The following is a 19,533-nucleotide window of genomic DNA, read 5'->3' as shown; positions in this document are numbered from 1 at the left end:
AAACTTCAAGGAATTAAAGTGTTTAAAAAACTTTTGTGACTTTTGTGGTAAAAAATACAGGTTACAGTAAAATAAAAAAGCGCACCCACCGGGTACGCTTTGTATTGTAAAAGCTGAATATTAATGTAATTCAGCAAGATATTTCTCTGCATCCATAGCCGCCATACATCCGCTTCCTGCAGCAGTGATTGCTTGTCTGTAGATATGATCCTGAACATCTCCAGCTGCAAATACACCCGGAAGATTGGTTCTTGTAGATCCTTTTTCAGTAAGGATATATCCGTTTTCATCAAGATCGATTTGTCCAACGAAGATATCTGTATTCGGCTTGTGACCGATGGCGATGAAGATACCGTCTACATCTACCGAAGATTTCTCCTGAGTCTGGTTGTTGATGATCATCGCTCTTTCAACAAGGCTGTTCTCCCCTTCAATCCCTATTAATTCATGGTTGAATTTCACTTCGATATTCGGTGTATTTTCTACTCTGTGGATCATCGCTTTAGAAGCTCTGAACACATCTTTTCTTACCAGCATTGTTACTTTTTTCGTAAGCTTTGCAAGATAAGTCGCTTCTTCTGCCGCTGTATCTCCTGCTCCTACTACTACCACGTCTTTTCCTCTGTAGAAGAATCCGTCGCACGTAGCACATGCGGAAACACCACCTCCTGCATATTTCTTCTCATCATCAAGGCCTAGGTATTTTGCGGTAGCTCCTGTAGAGATAATGACCGTTTTGGCCAGGATTTCCTTATTTCCTGCGTATAATTTGTGAACACCGCCTTCTTCTTTGGAGAATTCAGCTTTAGTGATCATTTCGTAATGAACTTTAGTCTCGAATCTTTCCGCCTGCTTCTGCAGATCCATCATCATTTCAGGTCCTGTAATCCCTGCCGGATATCCTGGAAAGTTATCAACCTCCGTAGTTGTGGTTAATTGTCCGCCCGGCTCCAAACCTGTGTATAATTCTGGTTTCAAGTCTGCTCTTGCCGCATAAATAGCCGCTGTAAAGCCAGAAGGCCCGGATCCAACGATCACACAATCTAAAATGTTTTGTTCCATAATTTACTTTGTTCAAAAAGATTTTAATTCAGGGTGCTAATTTCGTAATTTTTACTGTTTTATTAAAGTATTTTTAATGATACTTGTCAATATGAAATATGTAGACTGTCGATTGGGTGGTATGTGGTTGAGTGTGGGAGGGTTTCGGAGTTGGAGAGTCGGAGAGTTTGAGGGTTTTAGAGTAAATGAGTTTGGGAAGCGTTGCTGGTTTCTGGTTCTTAGTGGTAAGATACTTTGGATGTGGAGTGCGGGTTTCGGGATACGCGTTTTTTTGGTTTGAGAGGCTGTTAGTTGTTGCAGGTTCATAGTAATTACGTTAATGAATTCAGCGTCTGATATCTGATGTCTTGCATCCTATCTGTTGACTAAAATCGAAAGACTACAATTTCAACCTTCGGCACAATCCAATCCCTAATCCCTAATCCCTAATCCCTAATCCCTACAACCTGCTACCTAACATCTGCTACCTAAAATCCACCATCCACTTCACCAGCTCATTCCCCTCCACGATATTCCAGGAGTGCGGATGTTTTGTTCCGTTGGCTCGGATACCGCGGTCTTTGGTTTGGATCAGTTCTGCCTGTGTATTTCCTGCTTTCAGTAATGTCTGATGGGCTTTTTCCAGTACGTAGGCGTTAAGTTCTTCGTAGGTTCTGTTCTTTTTTGCGAGCTGCCATTTCAGATCAGGTTCGCAGTACAGTCTTGTTTTAATATGTTTAAGATATTGGATATTGCCTTCATCGGGAGATGCAGACATTAAATAGGGTGACAACGTTTTATATTTTTCACGGCTCGTATCCGGTTTTCCTATTTCTTTTTCCAGAAGCTCCGTCAGGTACCTTCCCTCTTCTACAGCTTCGGGATCTGCATTTTTGGCTACATCTTTTTTGGCGTTATCATAGAGCTTTTCAAGATCGATGGGAGAATCTACTACCATCAGCCCTTTGGGTTGTAGAGGATCCTGATTTTTAATGAGGAAAGCCGTCATCAGAAGGGCCACATTTCCTCCACCGGAAAAACCTCCGATGTATATATTATCGGGCGAAATTTTGTTACGTTTAAAAATTCTGTGTAAAGTTTTTGCGTACTTCTGCTTTTCAGATTCCGTTAAAAATAATTTCTGATTATAGTCTAAAAGAATCGTGGTGACACCTTTCTTGTCGATGCCTTTTAAAAATCCGGCTTCCGTTTTTGTATGTTCTATATTACAGGGAAAACAGGGAAATAAAATAAGAACCGCTTTTTGATCCGGAGCAACAGTTAATTCATAATGATTGCCTTCTATCGTCTGTCCAAAAGTATTCTGAGCTGCAAAAACCATCAAAAACACAGACAAAACAATCAGGAAAACACTTTTTCTCATACCCACAAAAAATAAAACCCTAAAACACTCCCACTATAAAACGCTCCCACACTCATACTCTCCAACTCCCTACACTTTCATCTTAATCTTATCCACATTAATAATCTTATACACCAATTCCTTGATCAGCTCAGCCTCTCCCATATTCACCGCTCCAAGACCTTTTCCTTTCATGTCAAATTCTCTTAAGATAGAAATGACTCTGGTAGCATGCTTTAAAGGATATAATCTTGCGCTTTCCGCATAGTCTTTGATGAAATAGGGATTAACGCCCATTTGTGAAGCAATAGCCTGTGGAGGCTGTCCGGCCATCGTTTGATAAATGATCACATTAGAAAAATAGCTGTACAGATTCGCCAGCATCATCACAAAAGGATTGTTCTTTGGATTTTTGCCCATAAAATGAGCGATCCTGAAGGCAGCATCGGCATTTTTGGTTCCTAAAGCTTTCTGAAGCTCAAAAACATTGTATTCTTTGCTGATCCCGATATGGTTTTCTACGATCGTTCCATCCAGCATTTCGCCATCTTTGAGGATGATCTTCAGTTTGTTAAGTTCGTTGGCAATTCTTGAAAGGTCGTTTCCGAGATATTCTGCCAGTAGATTGGAAATATTCGGAGCAATTTTGATTTCCAGTTGGGCACATTCATCAGCAATCCATTTTGGAAGATTGCTGTCCCTTACAGATTCGCTTAAGAAAAGCGCTTTGGCTTTATCAAGTGCTTTTGCTGCCTTTTTTCTACTGTCCAGCTTCTTATGCTTATGCGCAAAAACAAGCACTGTAGAAGGAACCGGATTCTCCACATAGGTTTCCAAAACGCGGTTTTCATCCTCATTAAATTTCAGATCCTGAGCTTCCTTGACAATGATCACCTGCCTGTCGCCCATCATCGGGAATTGTCTCGCAAGGGAAAGGATCTCCTGATAGGATGTATCTTTTCCGTACACTACAGTCTGGTTAAAAGCCTTTTCATCTTCCTCCAGAAAGTCGTGTTCAAGCACTTTTACGGCAGCATCAATAAAGTAAGGTTCTTCTCCGTGGAAAAAATAAATAGGTAAAACTTCTTTATTTTTAATATTTTTGAGGATTAAATCTAATTCTTTCATCTTATTAATGGAACTTCCAAAACTGAATTTTCAGGAAACTTTTGATTTTAAATTCAAGAAAGACAAAGATAAGTTTTTTATTTATGACTTAGTCCGCAAAACTTACCTTCTGCTCACTCCTGAAGAATGGGTACGCCAGCACTGGATCCACTATTATCTTACGGTAAAAGGTTATTCTCCATCTGCCCTGATCACAGAGAAAAAGATCCTTTTGAACGGCCTTACCAAAAGAATCGACCTTCTGGTAACGGAAAAAACCGAACCCGTAATCCTGATCGAATGCAAAGCCCCGCAAATCAAACTGACGGAGAAAACATTTGAACAGACGGCGAGGTACAACTCCATCGTAGGAGCGAAAGAAATCATCCTGACGAATGGGCTGCATCACATCAATGCTTATTATGAAAATGAGCAGTACCAATTCTATAAACCTGAATAAACTGCTGATTTTTTTTAACCACAAAAGGCACAAAAGTTTTTAAACACTTAAATTATTTTAAAGTAAATACATTGCGCACAAAAAGACCACTTAAGTTTTATGAAAATCTCTGATTTTCTGCTTATGTGCTCTTATTATTTTCAGGATAGTAAAACTTCGAAAACTAAAGTGTTCTAAAGTGTTTAAAATTAAAATATTTTGTGACTTTTGTGGTTAAATAAAAGTTTAATTTCCCACTTATATGAACCTAGTGTTTCCAGAATAAGAATCTTTTAAAATTTAAGTATTCTAAAGACTCTTTGTATCAAAAGTTTTGCGACTTTTGTAGTCAAATACAATTAAAAAAGTTTTAAAAACATTTATGGAAATTAAAAATATCATCTTCGATTTTGGCGGCGTTTTAATGGATTGGGATCCGAGGTATTTTTTCAAAGATTATTTCAAGGACGATGAGAAAATGGAGTATTTTCTGGAAAACATTGCCCAATCGGAATGGAACGAGCAGCAGGATAAGGGAAGAAGTTTGGCAGAAGGCACCGATATTCAGGTGAAAAAATTCCCGGAATGGGAAAAAGAACTCAGAGCGTATTACGATAACTGGACGGTGATGCTGAAAAGTGATATTCCACAAAATGTAGAGATCTTAAGACGTTTAAAAAACACTGATTATCAATTGTTCGGCTTGACCAACTGGTCTGAGGAAACTTTCCCCTATGCACTGGAAAACTACGACTTCTTTCAAATATTTAATGGAAAAATTGTAGTTTCAGGAACAGAAAAACTGATCAAACCGGATCCAAAAATCTGGCATATACTCATGGAAAGATACAGTATTCAGGCAGGTGAATCTGTTTTCATTGATGATAACCCAAGGAATATTGAGATGGCTAAGACTTTAGGCTTTACCACCATCAAAATCAATCCTGATACGGATCTTGAACATGAACTGACCAACCTGGGAATTAAATTCTAACCTTCTTCAGCTTTATAATTTATAATCCTCATCATAATTTATTTTCAGTAATTTAGTTGAGGATTTTTTATGTCCGCGAATATTCAAAGTATACATTAAATATTACCATATGATACGCACCCTTCTATTAACAGCCTGTGTCATGAGCACAGGAACCGTTTTCAGCCAGAAACTTAAAACCATTTCTTATCAGGACGGTTCACAGAAACTGAATGGCCTGGTGACTTCCAACGCAGGGAAAAAACTTCCGGGAGTGCTGATCCTTCCCGCGTGGAAAGGTATTGATGACGAAGCCAAAACTGCTGCTGCCGAACTTGAAAAACAAGGGTATATTGCTTTCATTGCCGATATTTACGGTGAAGGAAATATCCCGGCAGATAATGCTTCTGCAGGTAAAACGTCAGGATATTACAAACAAAATTATGATGCTTATCAGAAACGTATTTCTTTAGCATTGGAACAATTGAAAAAAAATGGAGCTATTTCTGATAAAATTGCCGTGATTGGCTACTGTTTCGGTGGAACAGGTGCCCTGGAATCTGCCAGAGGAAGCCTTCCGGTGGCGGGTGTTGTATCCATTCATGGAAGTATCGGAAAAGATCAGGCCCGAAAAAACGGACCTATTGCCACGAAAATTTTAGTTGAAAACCCTGCGGATGATAAAGGCGTAACTCCTGAGGATTACAATAATTTAATCAAAGAAATGAATGAAGGAAATGCCGACTGGCAGATCATCACATATGCCCATTCCAAGCATACATTCACCGATCCGAAGTCACCGGATTACAATGAAGTCATGGCTAAAAGAGCCTGGAATCATACGGTGATGTTTTTGAAAGAGATTTTAAAATGATGGGATGATGCGATGATGTGATGATTGGGAAACGTTTGCCAATATTCAACCTCGTTTAACAAAAAATGCTTCGACTTCGCTCAGCATGACAGTGAGAAAATACAGTTAGTATTAACTTTGTCATGCTGAGCGAAGTCGAAGCATTTATATTTTGATCTTAAATCTGCTACAGGTAAGCCAATCAGTTAAAGACTTCTTTACATTTTAGGTTTTTTCCGCTAAAACACTCAAACCCTCCGATTCTCAAACTCTACAACACTCAAACCCCGTCTTCCCTATTCACCAGTTCCATAGAAAACGCAGGAAGACAGATGGCAATATAATCGCATGGTTCTGAAAACGGGTTGCTGTAGCGGACCCTTGCTCCTTTCTCGATCAGGATGCTCTGCCCTTTTTCCAGGACTACGATTTCGCCGTCTATTTCAAACTGCTTCTTTCCGGAAATGATCAGGGTGAATTCATCAAATTCCGGCGTCTGATGCGGCTCACTCCAATCCGGTGGTGCCACCATGTGAGCGATGGACACATTTGAATTTCCTGTGGAGTTTCCCCAATGTTCTTCTATTAGTTTTCCGTCTGTGGTAGGCACTACAAACGGTGATTTCTGGATTTTGTATTTTTTCATGAGTGATCTTCTCTTTTTATTTCATACACGAAATTGGTTCTTGTAGGTTCTGCAAAATAAGCCACTTCCTCTTCACCAATCTTCTGCCCGCCAATTCTTTCCAGCGCAGTCTGGGAACGGATATTCTCTTTGCCTATGTGAAAATATACTTTATCTACAAACTGGAAAATATAATCGAGCATCATTTTTTTCACTTTAGGATTGATTCCCTTTCCCCAGGATTTCGTTCCGTAGAAAGTATAGCCGATGAAAATACGGTTTTCAGCTTCGTCATAATTATAAAAACGCGTGCTTCCCAGAATATCGCCGGAGGATTTCTCTATGATTTTAAAAGCACCTTCGCTTTCCATAGCTCCTTTAAAAAAGCTTTCAAAAACTTCTCTCTGATAGCGGTTTTTATTGGGATGCTGTTCCCAAACCCGTGGATCGGAAGCCACTTCATATAAAGACTCAAAATCCCCTTGCTGTAAGGGGATTAATTGATATTCTTCACTGTCTAAAACAGGTTGTATTGAAAATTTCATTGTTTAGCCTTTAGCTTTTGCTGCGTCTGCTTCAATTTTTTTGATTTCTTTCAGCTTATCTGAAATTTTGATTACCGCATCAGGTTTTGCCGGTTTTAAAGCCACCTCAGCCTGAGCCATATCCCACTTAATCACTAAGTTTCCAGAATTTTCATCTGTAGGATTAAGGGTAATTTCAAACCATTCCTGCTTGTCTGCCAGTTTATTCACAGGGACCATAACATCTACAACATCCTGCTTTGGATCATAGGTATAAGCACCCCACTGCTGGAAGTCTTTATTCAATATTACTTTCCATTCTTTTTCTGTAGGAACGATGAAAAGACCATACGTTCCAGCTGGAACCATTTTCCCTCCGAAATTCACAGACTGTCCGAATGTGATTTTAGTAGATGAGTTCGCGCCAGCTCTCCAAACCTGTCCGTAAGGAACCAGTTCTCCGAAGATCTTACGCCCTTTCACTCCCGGTCTTCCATAGTCAATGCTGATCTTAGACATTGAAAACTGCTGCTCTACCTTCTGACGCGGACTTGCAGCCGGTACAGAATAATCCTGAGCAAAACTTAAAGCCGAAGCTGATATGCAAAGTGCAAATAGTAACTTTTTCACGTGTAAATTTTTGCCTAAATTTACAAAAATCAAAACAAAACAGCCTTCTCTACTTCCAATAATTTTTTCTTTCTCCTGATTCCTCCTGTATAGCCCACCCGCTATCCGTTTGAACCGATAACCCGGTAACAGGGTATTACAATAGCTATTGATATTGATTACAAATTCTTCAAAATACTGTCTGCCTGACGGACATGCCTTTGATTATGATAAATCACAAAACGAAAAGTATCTCCCAATTTAATTTTGATCAGTTTTGAAATGCTGACGCTGGTTTTTATTGTATTTAAATTGGCACTTGCTGCTTTTTCCAGCAAATCTAAAAACTGACTTTGCTGTCTGATAAATTTCTCGACTACCCTTTTATCCAGCTGACTGTTGATGGGATCCATGCCTTTCAAAGTTTTCATTTTGTTTAATTTGTCTTTAGGCTGCATTGATTTTGCAAAATAATTACCCAGAAATCCAGGTTTAAAAACAGGTGCAGGAGACGTTTTCGAAGAAGAAATCCTCTGATTGATTTCCGGGATATAGAAATCTCCGTAACGGTTGAGATGTTCAAGGCATTCCAGAACGCTCCAGCTGCCCTCCGACATTCTGGAATTGAGTTTTTCATCCGTTTCCTGCAGAAGGTTTTCTGCATATTTCAAATGGGTCTGAGTAAGACTCTTCAATTCATCCAACAATTGTGGTGTAGACATTTTCATTGATGATTTTTATGCAAATTTCGGGATCATTTTCCTCTTAAATCTTGACTGAACTCAAGATTTTTTAAGCCGTGATAAAGTTTCCGGAGACATTCTGAGGTAATTGGCGATATACTTATTCGGGACTTCCTGAAAGAGTTTCGGGCTTCTTTTTAAGACTCTTTCAAAGCGTTCTTTGGGTGAATTCGTCAACAGATCTTTTTCCCTTTCGAGCTGTTGCAGGACAAGATCTTCCAAAATTGAGATCCAAAACTTAAGATGCTCCTCACTAGACTGAATAAATGCATAGAAATCCTTTTTTGAAGCCACTTTTACAGTTGTTTTTTTGATCGCTTGAATATAAAAGTCCGAAGGTTTTCCCGACAGAAACGAATCCATAGAAACAACAATATTTCCGGTATACCCGAAACGGATGATCCTTTCTTCATTTTCATCCATTATAAAAATCCGGACGCTGCCATTTTCCACAAAATAAATATCGGTATCGGTACTCCCTGAGATCTTCAGAAATTCATTCCGTTTGAATTCCCTTTTTTCCCAGTGCAGTCCGCCATTAAGCAGTTTTTGAATCATTTGACATTAATGTTTGCTGTTCCAAAGATAATAGGTAATTTTAAAATTCCGGATTTTAACCACTAATCACTTCATCATGTTCAAAAAAACAAGTCTTATCTTACTGTTTTCTACGGTCTTTTTCAGTGTACAGGCACAGCAGACCATTCCTTTCAGACTCACCAAACATAATAATATCATCGTAAAAACTTTAGTCAATAAAAAAGATTCTCTGGATCTGATGTTTCAGATCGCGATGGAAGACGCCGCAATTTCTCCGGAAAAACAGCGAAAAGCAGATCATATTGTTTTTGACAAAGATGAAATCAGTGAAAATAATACCGTACAAATTGGAAAGCTGACATTGAATAACGTCCGTTTTACAGACAATCAAATGGCTGGCCATGAGGCTGACGGAAAGATCGGAACCGTCCTGTTTGGAGGAAAAGCATTTAAAATAGATTACGACCACAATCAGTTTATTGTCTATGATCAAGCACCTGATGTGAAAGACTATCAACCTATTGTGACCCTATATGATCATGAAGGTTTTTATATTGTAGCTGACAACGTTATTGACGGTGACAAACAGCAGGAAGCTTATTTTGTACTTCAGTCCGGATACTCAGGAGGATTGTTGTACAGTAACGATTTTGCTGCAGAAAAAGAACTGGATAAAAAACTGAAGATCACAGGCGAAAAAACCTTAAAAAACTCCAGTGGGAAAAGCATCATCACCAAACAGGGGATACTTCCTTTCTTAAAAGTAGGAAACAGTGTTTTAAAAGATGTCTCAGCCGGATTTTTTATCGGTGATCTGAAAAAACAAACGGTTAATTACTTTGGTGCAGACCTTTTGCGAAGATTCAACTGGGTCTTTGATGCAGACAGAAAAACGGCGTATATCAAGCCGAGTAAATATTTTTCAGAACCTTATTATATCATAAAATAATTAAAACGTGCAACATTCTAAACACTATTCACTTTTTCAGGTAAGACCCATGATGAAATTCAGTACAGCCTTAGTCCTTTTATTTTTACAACTGGTTATGATGGGTTGTAAAAAAGAGGTCAGTAAACCGGCATCCAATTCAACAGGCATCACCAATGATTCTGTAAAAATGACGAAGACAACCGATGAAATAGACTATAATCATTTCAATATTTACAATGTCTCTCTTGTACAGCGTAATGAGCTGATGGATGTTTTTATTTCCGTATCAGATATCTATACAGATTCTCATGCGATCCCTTCAGACTTCATCAAAAATCAGAAAAATATTCCTTTTGAAAAGCTTCAGTATGTAGAACTTGATGCTGAGTACAGAAAGAAAATGCTCACCGGTATGCATCTTACGGAGAATGATTCTCTGTATCTTTTCAATTATGAGTTCAATAAACTGCAAAAAACTCCTCTCAACAAGTTAAAAGCGGTAGCTTATCTTACGCCATATGCTCCCGAAGGAGAAGAAGTTGACGCTGGCTCTTATATGATTGGGTTCCAGATCGAAACTCAAAAAGACATGGATATTTTTGACCGTTATTCGAACGCTATTGCCTATTTCGGAAATAAAGATCCATTTGTTCAAAATAAGATCAAACCTATGCAGTGGGAAAAATCAGCCACAGAGGTTTCAAAAAAATATTTCTCCGGTTCATCATTGAAATACGGAAATACTTTTCAATTTAAGGATAACGACCTCACCTATTATCTTCAGGATTTTCTTGAAGGCGATATCGTGCAGGAACGTCAACTCGCAGTGATTAACAACCGTAACCAAAAAATCTTTGAAAAAACGATCACCACTGGTGGCGATGGTGCAGAATTCACTCCACTGAATGGAATAGACACAGACGGAGCCAATAAATTCCAATGGACCGGCAATCTTTTCAAGGGAAAACCTCCTGTGGTATTTGGATTTGTTTCCCAATCTTTTGGTTGTCCTTCTATTACATTTTTAGATAAAGGACACAAAGATCTTACCATCAACTGTGACAACAGGCATTAGGCAAGAACTGAGCCTGATTCTTCTATAGAAATAAAAGAGCAAATCTGTGAATCTTCAGGTTTGCTCTTTCAATATAGATGGATTTCTAAGTTGTTTTCCAGCATGGAGTCTGAAAAATAGTTGTACTTTAAGTCACTGATTAACCAATGCCCATGAAACAAAATGTCTTTCTTTTTATACTCTGTACTTTCATTAATGTACTGATCGCCAATTTTGCATTAGTGATCATGGCTGCAGATTTATCTCTGATCTATCCTGTTCTTATATCATCAGGGATCTTTTTAATGTGCAGTGCTGTATTTTACAGAATACATATCCATCCCGGAATCTTAGGAAAATGGAAACTGGCTGGTACTGCTATCGGTTTAAGTCTTTCAGTCTTACTGCTTGCCTGCATTCTTACTTCAATAGCTACCCGCATGGCCACGGACGGAATCATCATTGCGGGATTAAAAGGAATTATTCCCCTCTTTGTATTTGCAATCGTTTTTGCCTCTCCTTTCTGGGTGATTTCTGCAGTATTCAATTTTGTCTGTCTTAGATTCGTAAAACCAAAAATTAATTAGGATCAAAAAAACCGTTTAAAAAGGTTTAAACTTCCCTATTGTTTTTAAATCTCCAATAAAAAAGGGCAGATTGAATACGTCCTCAATCTACCCTAAACTTAATGAGTTTTTATAAGATTAATCAATTATTTAATCTTAGGATACAGACTGTTCTTTAAGTTTATAAAATAATCCTCCGACTCTTTAAAATCATTACTCTTCATGAATTTAAGAACGACATTCAGATAAGTCTCGGAAGGAGTAAAATTAGATCCTGCTTTCTCTGAAAACCTTTTGTATTCTTCTTCAAGCAGCTGCGGATTCTTAGACAGTTTTTTAATATCTGTTCTGAAACCTTTAAAGATGAATTTCAAAGCATCGTAATTTCCAGGATAAGAAACCGTTCCGTGGACTTCACTTTCAAAGAAATGATGTTTATAATTCAATGAGCCGTTTTTCTCAACAATTCCTTTAAATTCTTCAATCGCCTGAGTCATCTCGGAATTCCAGTTTTTGTTCTGTTCTTCATTGTTAGCCTGAGAAACGTACAGGAATTTGTGGGCCGGAAATGTTTTGTTTTTTTCCAGATAGCTTTTTGTCTTGGAAATCAAAACCTTATTGTCCCACCATAAACTGGGATCATTCGCTACATAAGCATTGAAATATTCCGGATGGGTAAGCAGAACATTCACGGCAAAAAGTCCTCCGAAAGAATGCCCTACTAGAATGGAATAATCCTGCGTCCTGTAGTTTTTACTAATGAAAGGTTTCAACTCTTCCTGTATGAATCTGACAAAATTTTCACTTTCGCCACTGTCTCCGAAAAGAATGACATTCGGATTTACCGGGCTTTTCTTCTGTGATTTTGTAGGCGTAAGATCTCTGGTTCTTTCCGTGTTTTTGATACCGACAACAATACATTCCGGCATATCTGCATAAGGCGGTCTGGCCAGAAAATCGCTCATTCCTGTGTAATATTCGAAATTGATTTCTCCATCCAGAAGATAGATCACCGGATATTTTGCAGGGCTGATGCTGCTGTCGTTATAGGTTTTCGGAAGATGGATCCAAATCTCTCTTTTTTCATTGAGAATCGCTGAGGATATGGCCTGTTTTTCCCCGATGTTTATTTTTTCCTGCGCCATTGCTGACAAACTGCAAAGAAGGAATAGGTTCAATAATAAAAATTTAAGCCGGCTGTTCATGATGTTCTTTTCTATGTTGATGAATATTTTTAACTTCTGTTGATTTTTTCGGTGATTTTTTGCGTCTGCCCCACCAGATCAGAAAGCCCGTCACCGGAAGGCTTGTACAGATAATTCCGATCACAAAGGTGAAGATCTTCCCAAACATACCACCCCAATATCCTACATGCAGATCAAAGTTCATATGTTCAATTACTTCATGCATAATGACTTCTTTCGGATACTGGATTTCCTCTCCGGTATATTTATTGGCTTCCATGCTTTTACCGCTGGCAAGGCTTTTCAAACCGATAAATTTTGCCGTAACGACATTGTACACTGTAGCAGAATCATTCCTTGGAATACTCATTCTGAACTGTCTGGCTTCCGGAAATTTTTTGAAATTCTTATCTACGAAATCTGCGTAAGACAGCGTTTTTTTCTCAGGATCAAACTTAGGTTCATATTGTTCAGCAATTTCATGAGCATCAGCGATTCCGCCAAAGGCTTCCTGAGTAAGATCTGTCAAAATTTTGTAGGCCATAATCAATCCTGTAATCGTAATAAATACAGCCGGTAACAATGAATAGAATCCGAACACATTATGAAAATCATAGTTTTTCCTGCGCCATTTGGTTCCTGATTTTATTTTAAAGGCTGCTGTTCTGGTTGTCTTGTTCCACTTTTTCGGCCACCAGAGAATAAGTCCGCCAATCAGTTGAACAAAAAATATAATGGAAGCCACTCCGACTACCGTTTTCCCGAATTTTCCGGCCAGAAGCTGAGCATGGATATGCGCCACGATATAGAAAAATTCATAGCTCTTCGTAGAGCCTGTAATTTTCCCGGTGTAAGGATCAAGATAATGATAGGCAAATACCCCTCTTGGTCCGCGACCTTTTGGTTTTCCTGCTTTGGGAACATTTTTATCTTTGGGTGGTTTCGTAGCCGAGGCTACCCTGAACGTTCTGTCCGCCTCTTTATAGGTATCAAAATAAAATGCTTTTCTGTCCGGAACCTGCTGATGAAATTTCGCCAGCAGTTCTTCCGGTGACATTTTTTTTGTATTGGCCTGAGCCTGTACATATTTGGCGCTTCCTCCGCATAGATCAATGATTTCATCACAAAAGACGAACATCGTTCCTGAAAGGGTTACTACCAGGACAATAATCCCAGAAACCAGTCCCAGCCAGAGATGGAGCCATCCTGTAATTTTTTTCGTGAGGGATTTTCCCTGCTTTTTCTTTTTATCTGTTGTTTTCTTTTCCATATCTATCAATACAGCAGAGCGGCAACGAAGTACCGCTCTTATTTTTGTTTTATTAAGGTTAGAATTTAAAGGCAAAGTTGGCAAGAATCTCTCTCGGCTTCTGAGGCTGGCCGTAGAAATTCCAGTACGTATCGTTCAGTGCGTTATTCATCTTCACCCCGATTCTGTATCTCTTTTTATCATAGAAAACAGTGGCTCCTACAGTGGTATAAGCAGGTGCCAGGAAATGATTGGTGATATTGATATAGGTTTTGTCTACAAAATTAAATCCGGCCCCGAATCCAAGGCCTTCATAGGAGCCGTCCATGATCTTGTAGCTGGTCCAGAGATTGGCAACATGCTTTGGTGTCCACGCGATTCTTTTTCCATTATTCACGCCTCGGTCGTCGTATTTGTTGTCATTGTATCCGTATCCGGCAACGATATTCCAGCCTTTGAAAGGATTGACGATAACGTCCATTTCAAATCCCTGATTTTTGATCTTTCCGTCCTGCATACTGCCCAAACCACCCGGCACAGCAATGAGTCTGTTGTTCACATTCATATTGTAATAGGTAATGGTGGAAAGTAGTTTTTTATGAAACAGATCAAGTTTAAATCCACCTTCAAACTGGTTCCCCTGCTCAGGTTCCCAGCTTGTAAGAACTCCATCCTGGTTGAGAGACGGTGCGAAATTTTTAAACCCATTGACGTAGTTCGCGAAAAATGAGATTTCATTTTTTACAATTTCATACACCAAACCGAATTTTGGTGAAAACTGTGTCTGACTGTAATTTCCGGTTCCTTTTACTCCATTGGTTTTGAGATCATCATTTTTATAGTTGTCCATTCTTAAACTCGCCATTACCAGTAAATTGTCTGTGATATTGAGGACATTGGACGCATAAACGCTGAAAGTACTGAAATGGCTGATTTCGTAATTAGTCGGTTTTACTTTACTGGTAGGATCGTTGGGAATTCTTTCAAGATTTTCAACCAGACTTCTGGAGATCGGCTGCCAGGCAGAGGCTTCGTCCAGCTTAATAATATCATAAGGAGCAAACACAGAACCCACGGTATCTGTAGCATTTCTTTTGAACATTCCGTACTGATTTTTGGTGCTTTGCTGATAATAATCCAGCCCCACAACCAGTCTGTTTCTCAGATTCCCAATCTTAAAATCTCCGATAAAATTCTGCTGAATATTATCCGTAGTCACTTTATAGCTGTCAAAAGGACGAATTCCACGACTTACCGTATTATTGTCAAGATAGCTTAAAACTAGAAATATAGATCCGTTTTCATTAGCTTCTCCTCTTTGATACGAAGTTCTGGAAGTCCACTGATCATTGAATTTATGGGTCACCTCAGCCATCGTGACGAAGTTGGTTCTTTTCGAGCCGATATCATTGCTGGTAAATGATCTGTCGTGAGCTCCTGTAAGGTCTGTCATGGAGCCGATCGTTAATTTTTCTGACTGTCTCACGTAAGCATTCAGTGTTTTTTCCGGTGCATGGAATTCAGTATCCAAAGTCACCGTTGTTTTATCACTCACTTTATACAGAATGCTTCCTGAGAAAAACAGTCCTTTATTGTAGCCTGCATCCTGAAAAGAATCTTGAGAATAGGCTGCTACATTAAATCTTGCTAATGCTGTTTTTTCCTTATTCAAAGGGGTATTCACATCAGCGGTGATCCTGTTCATTCCCCAGCTTCCCGTCGTGTAGCCGATGATTCCCCCGAAATTTTCCTGAGGTTTTTTAGTAACAATATTCACGATACCTCCATAATTGGCCAGAGTTCCGCCGAAAAGAGTTCCTGAAGGTCCTTTGATCACTTCCACCCTCTCTACATTGGCAATTTCCGACTGTACTCTTGGGTTCTGAAGCAGTCCGTTTCTGAAGTTGGCAGAAGAGCTGAAACCTCTTAGAAAAATGTCGTTTCCACTGTCGTTCACGCTGTTACTCACCACCACTCCCGGTGCGGAAGCCATTGCCGTATTAAAATCAACGGCGTTCATCTCGCTGATGATTTCTTTCGGGACAATGTTGTACACGGTAGGATTTTCAAGGTTTTCGAGAGGAAGTCTCGCTACAGATTCAGATTTTTTGGTTCTGTAATTGTGGGTTCCCTGAAGTGACACGGACTGAATTTCAGAAACTTTGATGGTATCCGTTTCCTGGGCACTCAGCATCGTTGCCGCCAGAAAGGATGCAGAAATAATTATTCTTTTCATTGTATAAGTAAGTTAGTTCCGCAAAATTATCTTATTTTTATTAATTCTAAATAAAAACTGATAGATATCATAAAAATTAACTTCTTATAAAATACGATGAATAGAGGGGCTGAGGATGAGGCTAAGATTGGCGTTAATTAGATTAGAAGTTTTTCTGAAGAAATTCAAAGACTTTATCGAAATGCTGATACGGTTCTGAATGGCTTCCTTTGAACGGTAGGTGTTCATAACGGTATTTGAAATGATTGTTTTTCAATCTTAGAATGATTTTTTCAGACATTTCTGATGAAGGGCAGATTTCGTCCTCAGTGCCGGACATCAGGAGAATTGGAGCCTTGATCTGTTCCACTTTGATAAAGGACTTCTGTTCAGATTCCTTGTCCTGCAGCATCGCTTCAAAGGCTTTTCTTATTTTCCGTTCCATCATAAAAGGGACTGCTGCTTCATTCACCGGAACAAAAGGAAGTTCTTTCCCGCCAAAAGTCCAGCTCGAAGTCGAAAAATGGTCCGTGTTTCCGGGAAAAACGGCATGGCTTGCCGATAGTCCAATGATACATGAGATATCAGGATAATAACTTCCCAGAAGTAAAGCAAGATCCGCTCCTCTTGAACCACCTATCACTGCCACTTTTTCTGTGTGGACTTTCTGTTTTGAAAGATTTATAGCATTATACACATCCTGAATTTCAATCTTTTCAAGCAGTTTTGGAGAATTCTTTGATCCGAAATAAGCCAGCGCAAGGAATGCATATCCTTTATCTAAGAACTGATCTCTTACCGTTTTCCAGTGCTTTGATGCCCATGCATTTCCTCCTTCAGATCCTCCGAGTCCAACAACAAGACCCTTTATATTTTTGGAAGGCTGATACAAAATGGCATCTGTATTCTTTGATTGAATGGTATCCTGAGCTTTAGCCAATGAGCATACAAACGTCAGGAGGCAGAAAATCTTAAATAATAGTTTCATTGTTTTTTTTAACAAAAATATCTCAGCGAATCCTGATAATTTTTGCTCTAGATCAAAAACTACTTTTCTGCCCGCAATCTGCTGAGCGTAGACTGGGTAATTCCGAGATAAGATGCCGTCATTCCCAGCGGAATTCTGTGATAAATTCCTTTATAAACCGTCAGAAAATGTTCATACTTTTCTTTAGCAGTGGTGAATCTCTGAGATGTAATCCGTTCCATAAGGTGCCCGAATACACTTCCCATAGATAATCTTGCATACCGTTCCATTTCAGGGAAATGATCAAATAAATAGCCCAGATCATTTATTTTGAGGCAGAAGGTTTCTGTTTTTTCGAGACAATCGATGGAATAGATATCTTTTATGCGTCCTATAAAACTTTTGGGGGAATTGACCCATTCGTTTTCACTGGAGAAATATTCGCTGATCTCTGTTCCGTCCTTCAGATAGTAGGTTCTGGTCAATCCGCTGAGAATAAAATAGCTTTTGGTGCAGATTTTATCAGCATCGTGTAAAAGTTCCCCCTTTTCAAAAGTCTGAAGGGATAATCTGTCCTGCAATTCTTTTTTTAAAGTCTCGCTGAGCTTTATGTATTGGCTGAAGTGATGTAGAACGGGGTCAAATTCTGAGGGCATGGTGGTTGCTTTTTGTAAAGATATTTAAAATAAGATAGCGCCTTCCAACTCAAGTAACTTTTGTTTTCTCCATATTCCTCCGGCATATCCTACCAGCTCACCATCTGAGCCTATCACACGGTGACACGGAATAATAATGGCAATTTTATTAATACCATTGGCTGTTCCTACGGCGCGTACAGCTTTGGGATTCCCCAAAAATTCAGACTGCTGTTTGTAGGTACGGGTTTCACCTTTGGGTATTTCTGTTAAAAGTTGCCACACTTTTTTCTGAAAATCTGTTCCTGTGATATAAAGAGGCACCTCAAACGTTGTTCTTTTTCCTTCAAAATATTCATTCAGCTCGTTTTCCAGCTGCTCGAAATGCTTATTTTCACCCTGAACGATTTCGGCATTCATTACTTTAGACAAATGGGCCAACTGGCGGTCTATATTTTTCCGGTCTGTAAATTCGAGAAGGCAGATTCCTTCCTCACATGAGCAGGCAAACATAGGTCCTAATGGGGTCTCAATTCTTTTCAGATCAATAATGGTCCGGCGGCCTGTATTCTTAGGTGTGGTACCAATGACTTCTTTAAAACGTTCATTGAAACCGCTTAAACTTTCATAGCCTGAATCCAATGCCACTTCGATGATACTTTCACCATTTTTTATTTTTTTAAATGCTTTATTCATTCTGAATTCTCTCTGAAAAGTATGAAAGGTCATCCCATGATTTTTCAGAAACCATCGCCTGATCGTTACCGGTTCAATATGTCTTTCCAGAAGATCTGCGTCTTTGATCTTTAGTGATTCATTCTGCTGCAGTTCATCCAGCAAATCCTGAATGTAGCGGGGTGTTTCATTCAATTTTTCAAGCGGTTTGCATATTTTACAGGGTCTGTAGCCATTTTCTATTGCTTTTTCGGTATTGACAAAGAATTCTACGTTCCCTCTTTTGGGTTTTCTGGCCGTACAGGTGGGCCGGCAAAATATACCCGTGGTTTTTACAGCCATCCAGTAAATGCCTTCAAATGAGGAATCTTTTTCTAAAGATGCCTGATACATTCTTTCTTCTGTAAGTTTCATGCTATCTAAAAAATAGGAGAAAAACTTCCGGCTTCTCCAATGGCTTTTAATGCGGTTTCCAATTGACTATAAATATACCCATTTAAGAAATTTCCTGATGAAATTCTTTTAACCCCTAACCTTTTAAGGGTTTGAAAATCCGGAAGTTCCGGCATACACATCACACTGAACGGAAGTTTTGAAGTATTAATAACATTCTCAATGTCCTGTACTTCGGTAATGCATGGAACGAAAATTCCGTCTGCACCTACTCTTTCGATGATTTCCATCCGGTCAAGTGTTTCCTGTATTGTATTGTCTACTCCCAGAAGAAATGGATCTATTCTTACATTGATGAAAATATCTATATTCTGTTCTTTAAGCTGGAGAATGACTGCATTTAATTTTTCATAGAAATCACGCGTACTCAATAGTTTTCTGGTTCCGTCAATGATCACACTGTCTTCGATATTGATTCCAACTACGCCTGCCTTGGCCAGTCTGGAAATATTTAAAACAATTTCCTCCACTGTTTTTCCATAACCTCCTTCCAAATCTACGGACAAAGGAATGTTGACGGATTTCAAAATTCTTTCAACGATATAGAAGTATTCATCAAAACTCATGTTTTCGCCATCCTCATATCCCAGACTAAAGGCTACCGCAGAACTTGAAGTGGCTACTGCCTGGTAGCCCAATTTTTCATATGCTCTCGCACTTTGTACATTCCAAACGTTTCCTATTAATAACGGATCATCCTGCTTATGTAGTTTTCTGAATTTATGAATTGCTGTCATTTTAATTTTTTATAAAAGTAATACAGATCCTGTTTCTGTACAACCGAAAA

The 19,533-nt window shown here is 39.0% G+C and carries 21 protein-coding genes; 6 read left to right on the top strand and 15 right to left on the bottom strand.

Annotation, left to right across the window (positions count from 1 at the left end):
- Positions 1-120: 120 nt before the first annotated feature.
- The 3 genes from trxB to holA all read right to left on the bottom strand — a co-directional run bounded on the left by trxB (position 121) and on the right by holA (position 3,532).
- Positions 121-1,062, bottom strand: a complete 942-nt coding sequence (gene trxB / locus BM143_RS20300) for a thioredoxin-disulfide reductase (protein ID WP_034731014.1) — start codon at positions 1,060-1,062, stop codon at positions 121-123.
- Between the two features lie 463 nt (positions 1,063-1,525).
- Positions 1,526-2,425 carry an alpha/beta hydrolase family protein gene (locus BM143_RS20290; RefSeq protein WP_090026823.1) on the bottom strand — a complete coding sequence of 300 codons (900 nt, stop codon included), beginning with the start codon at positions 2,423-2,425 and terminating at the stop codon, positions 1,526-1,528.
- A 69-nt stretch (positions 2,426-2,494) separates the two neighbouring features.
- Positions 2,495-3,532: a DNA polymerase III subunit delta gene (holA, locus tag BM143_RS20285; RefSeq protein ID WP_090026821.1), complete on the bottom strand. Its 1,038-nt coding sequence runs from the start codon at positions 3,530-3,532 to the stop codon at positions 2,495-2,497.
- Positions 3,533-3,539: 7 nt separating this feature from the next.
- On the opposite strand from holA, the gene BM143_RS20280 reads away from it, so the two are divergent.
- The 3 genes from BM143_RS20280 to BM143_RS20270 all read left to right on the top strand — a co-directional run bounded on the left by BM143_RS20280 (position 3,540) and on the right by BM143_RS20270 (position 5,797).
- Positions 3,540-3,971, top strand: a complete 432-nt coding sequence (locus BM143_RS20280) for a type I restriction enzyme HsdR N-terminal domain-containing protein (RefSeq protein WP_090026819.1) — start codon at positions 3,540-3,542, stop codon at positions 3,969-3,971.
- A 361-nt stretch (positions 3,972-4,332) separates the two neighbouring features.
- On the top strand, positions 4,333-4,944 hold the full coding sequence (locus BM143_RS20275; protein ID WP_090026817.1) for an HAD family hydrolase: 612 nt from the start codon (positions 4,333-4,335) through the stop codon (positions 4,942-4,944).
- Positions 4,945-5,053: 109 nt separating this feature from the next.
- Positions 5,054-5,797, top strand: a complete 744-nt coding sequence (locus BM143_RS20270) for a dienelactone hydrolase family protein (RefSeq protein ID WP_090026814.1) — start codon at positions 5,054-5,056, stop codon at positions 5,795-5,797.
- 259 nt (positions 5,798-6,056) lie between these two features.
- On the opposite strand, the gene BM143_RS20265 is transcribed toward BM143_RS20270, so the two are convergent.
- The 5 genes from BM143_RS20265 to BM143_RS20245 all read right to left on the bottom strand — a co-directional run bounded on the left by BM143_RS20265 (position 6,057) and on the right by BM143_RS20245 (position 8,835).
- Positions 6,057-6,422: a cupin domain-containing protein gene (locus tag BM143_RS20265; protein WP_090026812.1), complete on the bottom strand. Its 366-nt coding sequence runs from the start codon at positions 6,420-6,422 to the stop codon at positions 6,057-6,059.
- Positions 6,419-6,946 carry a GNAT family N-acetyltransferase gene (locus BM143_RS20260; protein ID WP_090026810.1) on the bottom strand — a complete coding sequence of 176 codons (528 nt, stop codon included), beginning with the start codon at positions 6,944-6,946 and terminating at the stop codon, positions 6,419-6,421. The genes BM143_RS20265 and BM143_RS20260 overlap by 4 nt, the downstream gene beginning before the upstream one ends.
- Positions 6,947-6,949: 3 nt before the next feature.
- Positions 6,950-7,555: a DUF2911 domain-containing protein gene (locus tag BM143_RS20255; RefSeq protein ID WP_034731184.1), complete on the bottom strand. Its 606-nt coding sequence runs from the start codon at positions 7,553-7,555 to the stop codon at positions 6,950-6,952.
- Between the two features lie 158 nt (positions 7,556-7,713).
- Complete coding sequence (locus BM143_RS20250; protein ID WP_185116560.1) at positions 7,714-8,262, bottom strand: DinB family protein; 549 nt, start codon at positions 8,260-8,262, stop codon at positions 7,714-7,716.
- Between the two features lie 54 nt (positions 8,263-8,316).
- Positions 8,317-8,835: a Crp/Fnr family transcriptional regulator gene (locus BM143_RS20245; RefSeq protein WP_090026806.1), complete on the bottom strand. Its 519-nt coding sequence runs from the start codon at positions 8,833-8,835 to the stop codon at positions 8,317-8,319.
- Positions 8,836-8,911: 76 nt separating this feature from the next.
- On the opposite strand from BM143_RS20245, the gene BM143_RS20240 reads away from it, so the two are divergent.
- The 3 genes from BM143_RS20240 to BM143_RS20230 all read left to right on the top strand — a co-directional run bounded on the left by BM143_RS20240 (position 8,912) and on the right by BM143_RS20230 (position 11,389).
- A complete protein-coding gene (locus BM143_RS20240; RefSeq protein ID WP_090026804.1) occupies positions 8,912-9,766 on the top strand; it encodes a hypothetical protein in 855 nt (284 codons plus the stop codon).
- A 7-nt stretch (positions 9,767-9,773) separates the two neighbouring features.
- A complete protein-coding gene (locus tag BM143_RS20235; RefSeq protein ID WP_139222083.1) occupies positions 9,774-10,823 on the top strand; it encodes a hypothetical protein in 1,050 nt (349 codons plus the stop codon).
- A gap of 152 nt (positions 10,824-10,975) precedes the next feature.
- Positions 10,976-11,389 carry a hypothetical protein gene (locus BM143_RS20230; RefSeq protein WP_139222082.1) on the top strand — a complete coding sequence of 138 codons (414 nt, stop codon included), beginning with the start codon at positions 10,976-10,978 and terminating at the stop codon, positions 11,387-11,389.
- A gap of 125 nt (positions 11,390-11,514) precedes the next feature.
- On the opposite strand, the gene BM143_RS20225 is transcribed toward BM143_RS20230, so the two are convergent.
- The 7 genes from BM143_RS20225 to BM143_RS20195 all read right to left on the bottom strand — a co-directional run bounded on the left by BM143_RS20225 (position 11,515) and on the right by BM143_RS20195 (position 19,483).
- The gene (locus BM143_RS20225) at positions 11,515-12,546 is read right to left on the bottom strand and encodes an alpha/beta hydrolase (protein WP_167375321.1); all 1,032 of its coding nucleotides are present in this window, start codon (positions 12,544-12,546) and stop codon (positions 11,515-11,517) included.
- 10 nt (positions 12,547-12,556) lie between these two features.
- The gene (locus BM143_RS20220) at positions 12,557-13,822 is read right to left on the bottom strand and encodes a PepSY-associated TM helix domain-containing protein (protein WP_090026795.1); all 1,266 of its coding nucleotides are present in this window, start codon (positions 13,820-13,822) and stop codon (positions 12,557-12,559) included.
- A gap of 58 nt (positions 13,823-13,880) precedes the next feature.
- Positions 13,881-16,037 (bottom strand): TonB-dependent siderophore receptor, encoded by a 2,157-nt coding sequence (locus tag BM143_RS20215; RefSeq protein ID WP_090026793.1) that lies wholly within the window; start codon positions 16,035-16,037, stop codon positions 13,881-13,883.
- Positions 16,038-16,179: 142 nt separating this feature from the next.
- Positions 16,180-17,004, bottom strand: a complete 825-nt coding sequence (locus BM143_RS20210) for an acyl-CoA thioester hydrolase/BAAT C-terminal domain-containing protein (protein WP_090026791.1) — start codon at positions 17,002-17,004, stop codon at positions 16,180-16,182.
- Between the two features lie 59 nt (positions 17,005-17,063).
- A complete protein-coding gene (locus BM143_RS20205; protein WP_090026789.1) occupies positions 17,064-17,639 on the bottom strand; it encodes a Crp/Fnr family transcriptional regulator in 576 nt (191 codons plus the stop codon).
- A 24-nt stretch (positions 17,640-17,663) separates the two neighbouring features.
- Positions 17,664-18,707, bottom strand: coding sequence for a bifunctional transcriptional activator/DNA repair enzyme AdaA (locus BM143_RS20200; protein ID WP_090026787.1), 1,044 nt, complete (start codon positions 18,705-18,707; stop codon positions 17,664-17,666).
- Positions 18,708-18,712: 5 nt separating this feature from the next.
- On the bottom strand, positions 18,713-19,483 hold the full coding sequence (locus BM143_RS20195; RefSeq protein ID WP_090026785.1) for an isocitrate lyase/PEP mutase family protein: 771 nt from the start codon (positions 19,481-19,483) through the stop codon (positions 18,713-18,715).
- Positions 19,484-19,533 lie beyond the last annotated feature (50 nt).

It is taken from the genome of Chryseobacterium oleae (assembly GCF_900115055.1).
Taxonomy (GTDB): domain Bacteria; phylum Bacteroidota; class Bacteroidia; order Flavobacteriales; family Weeksellaceae; genus Chryseobacterium; species Chryseobacterium oleae.
This window is presented reverse-complemented; position numbering and strand designations above follow the sequence as displayed.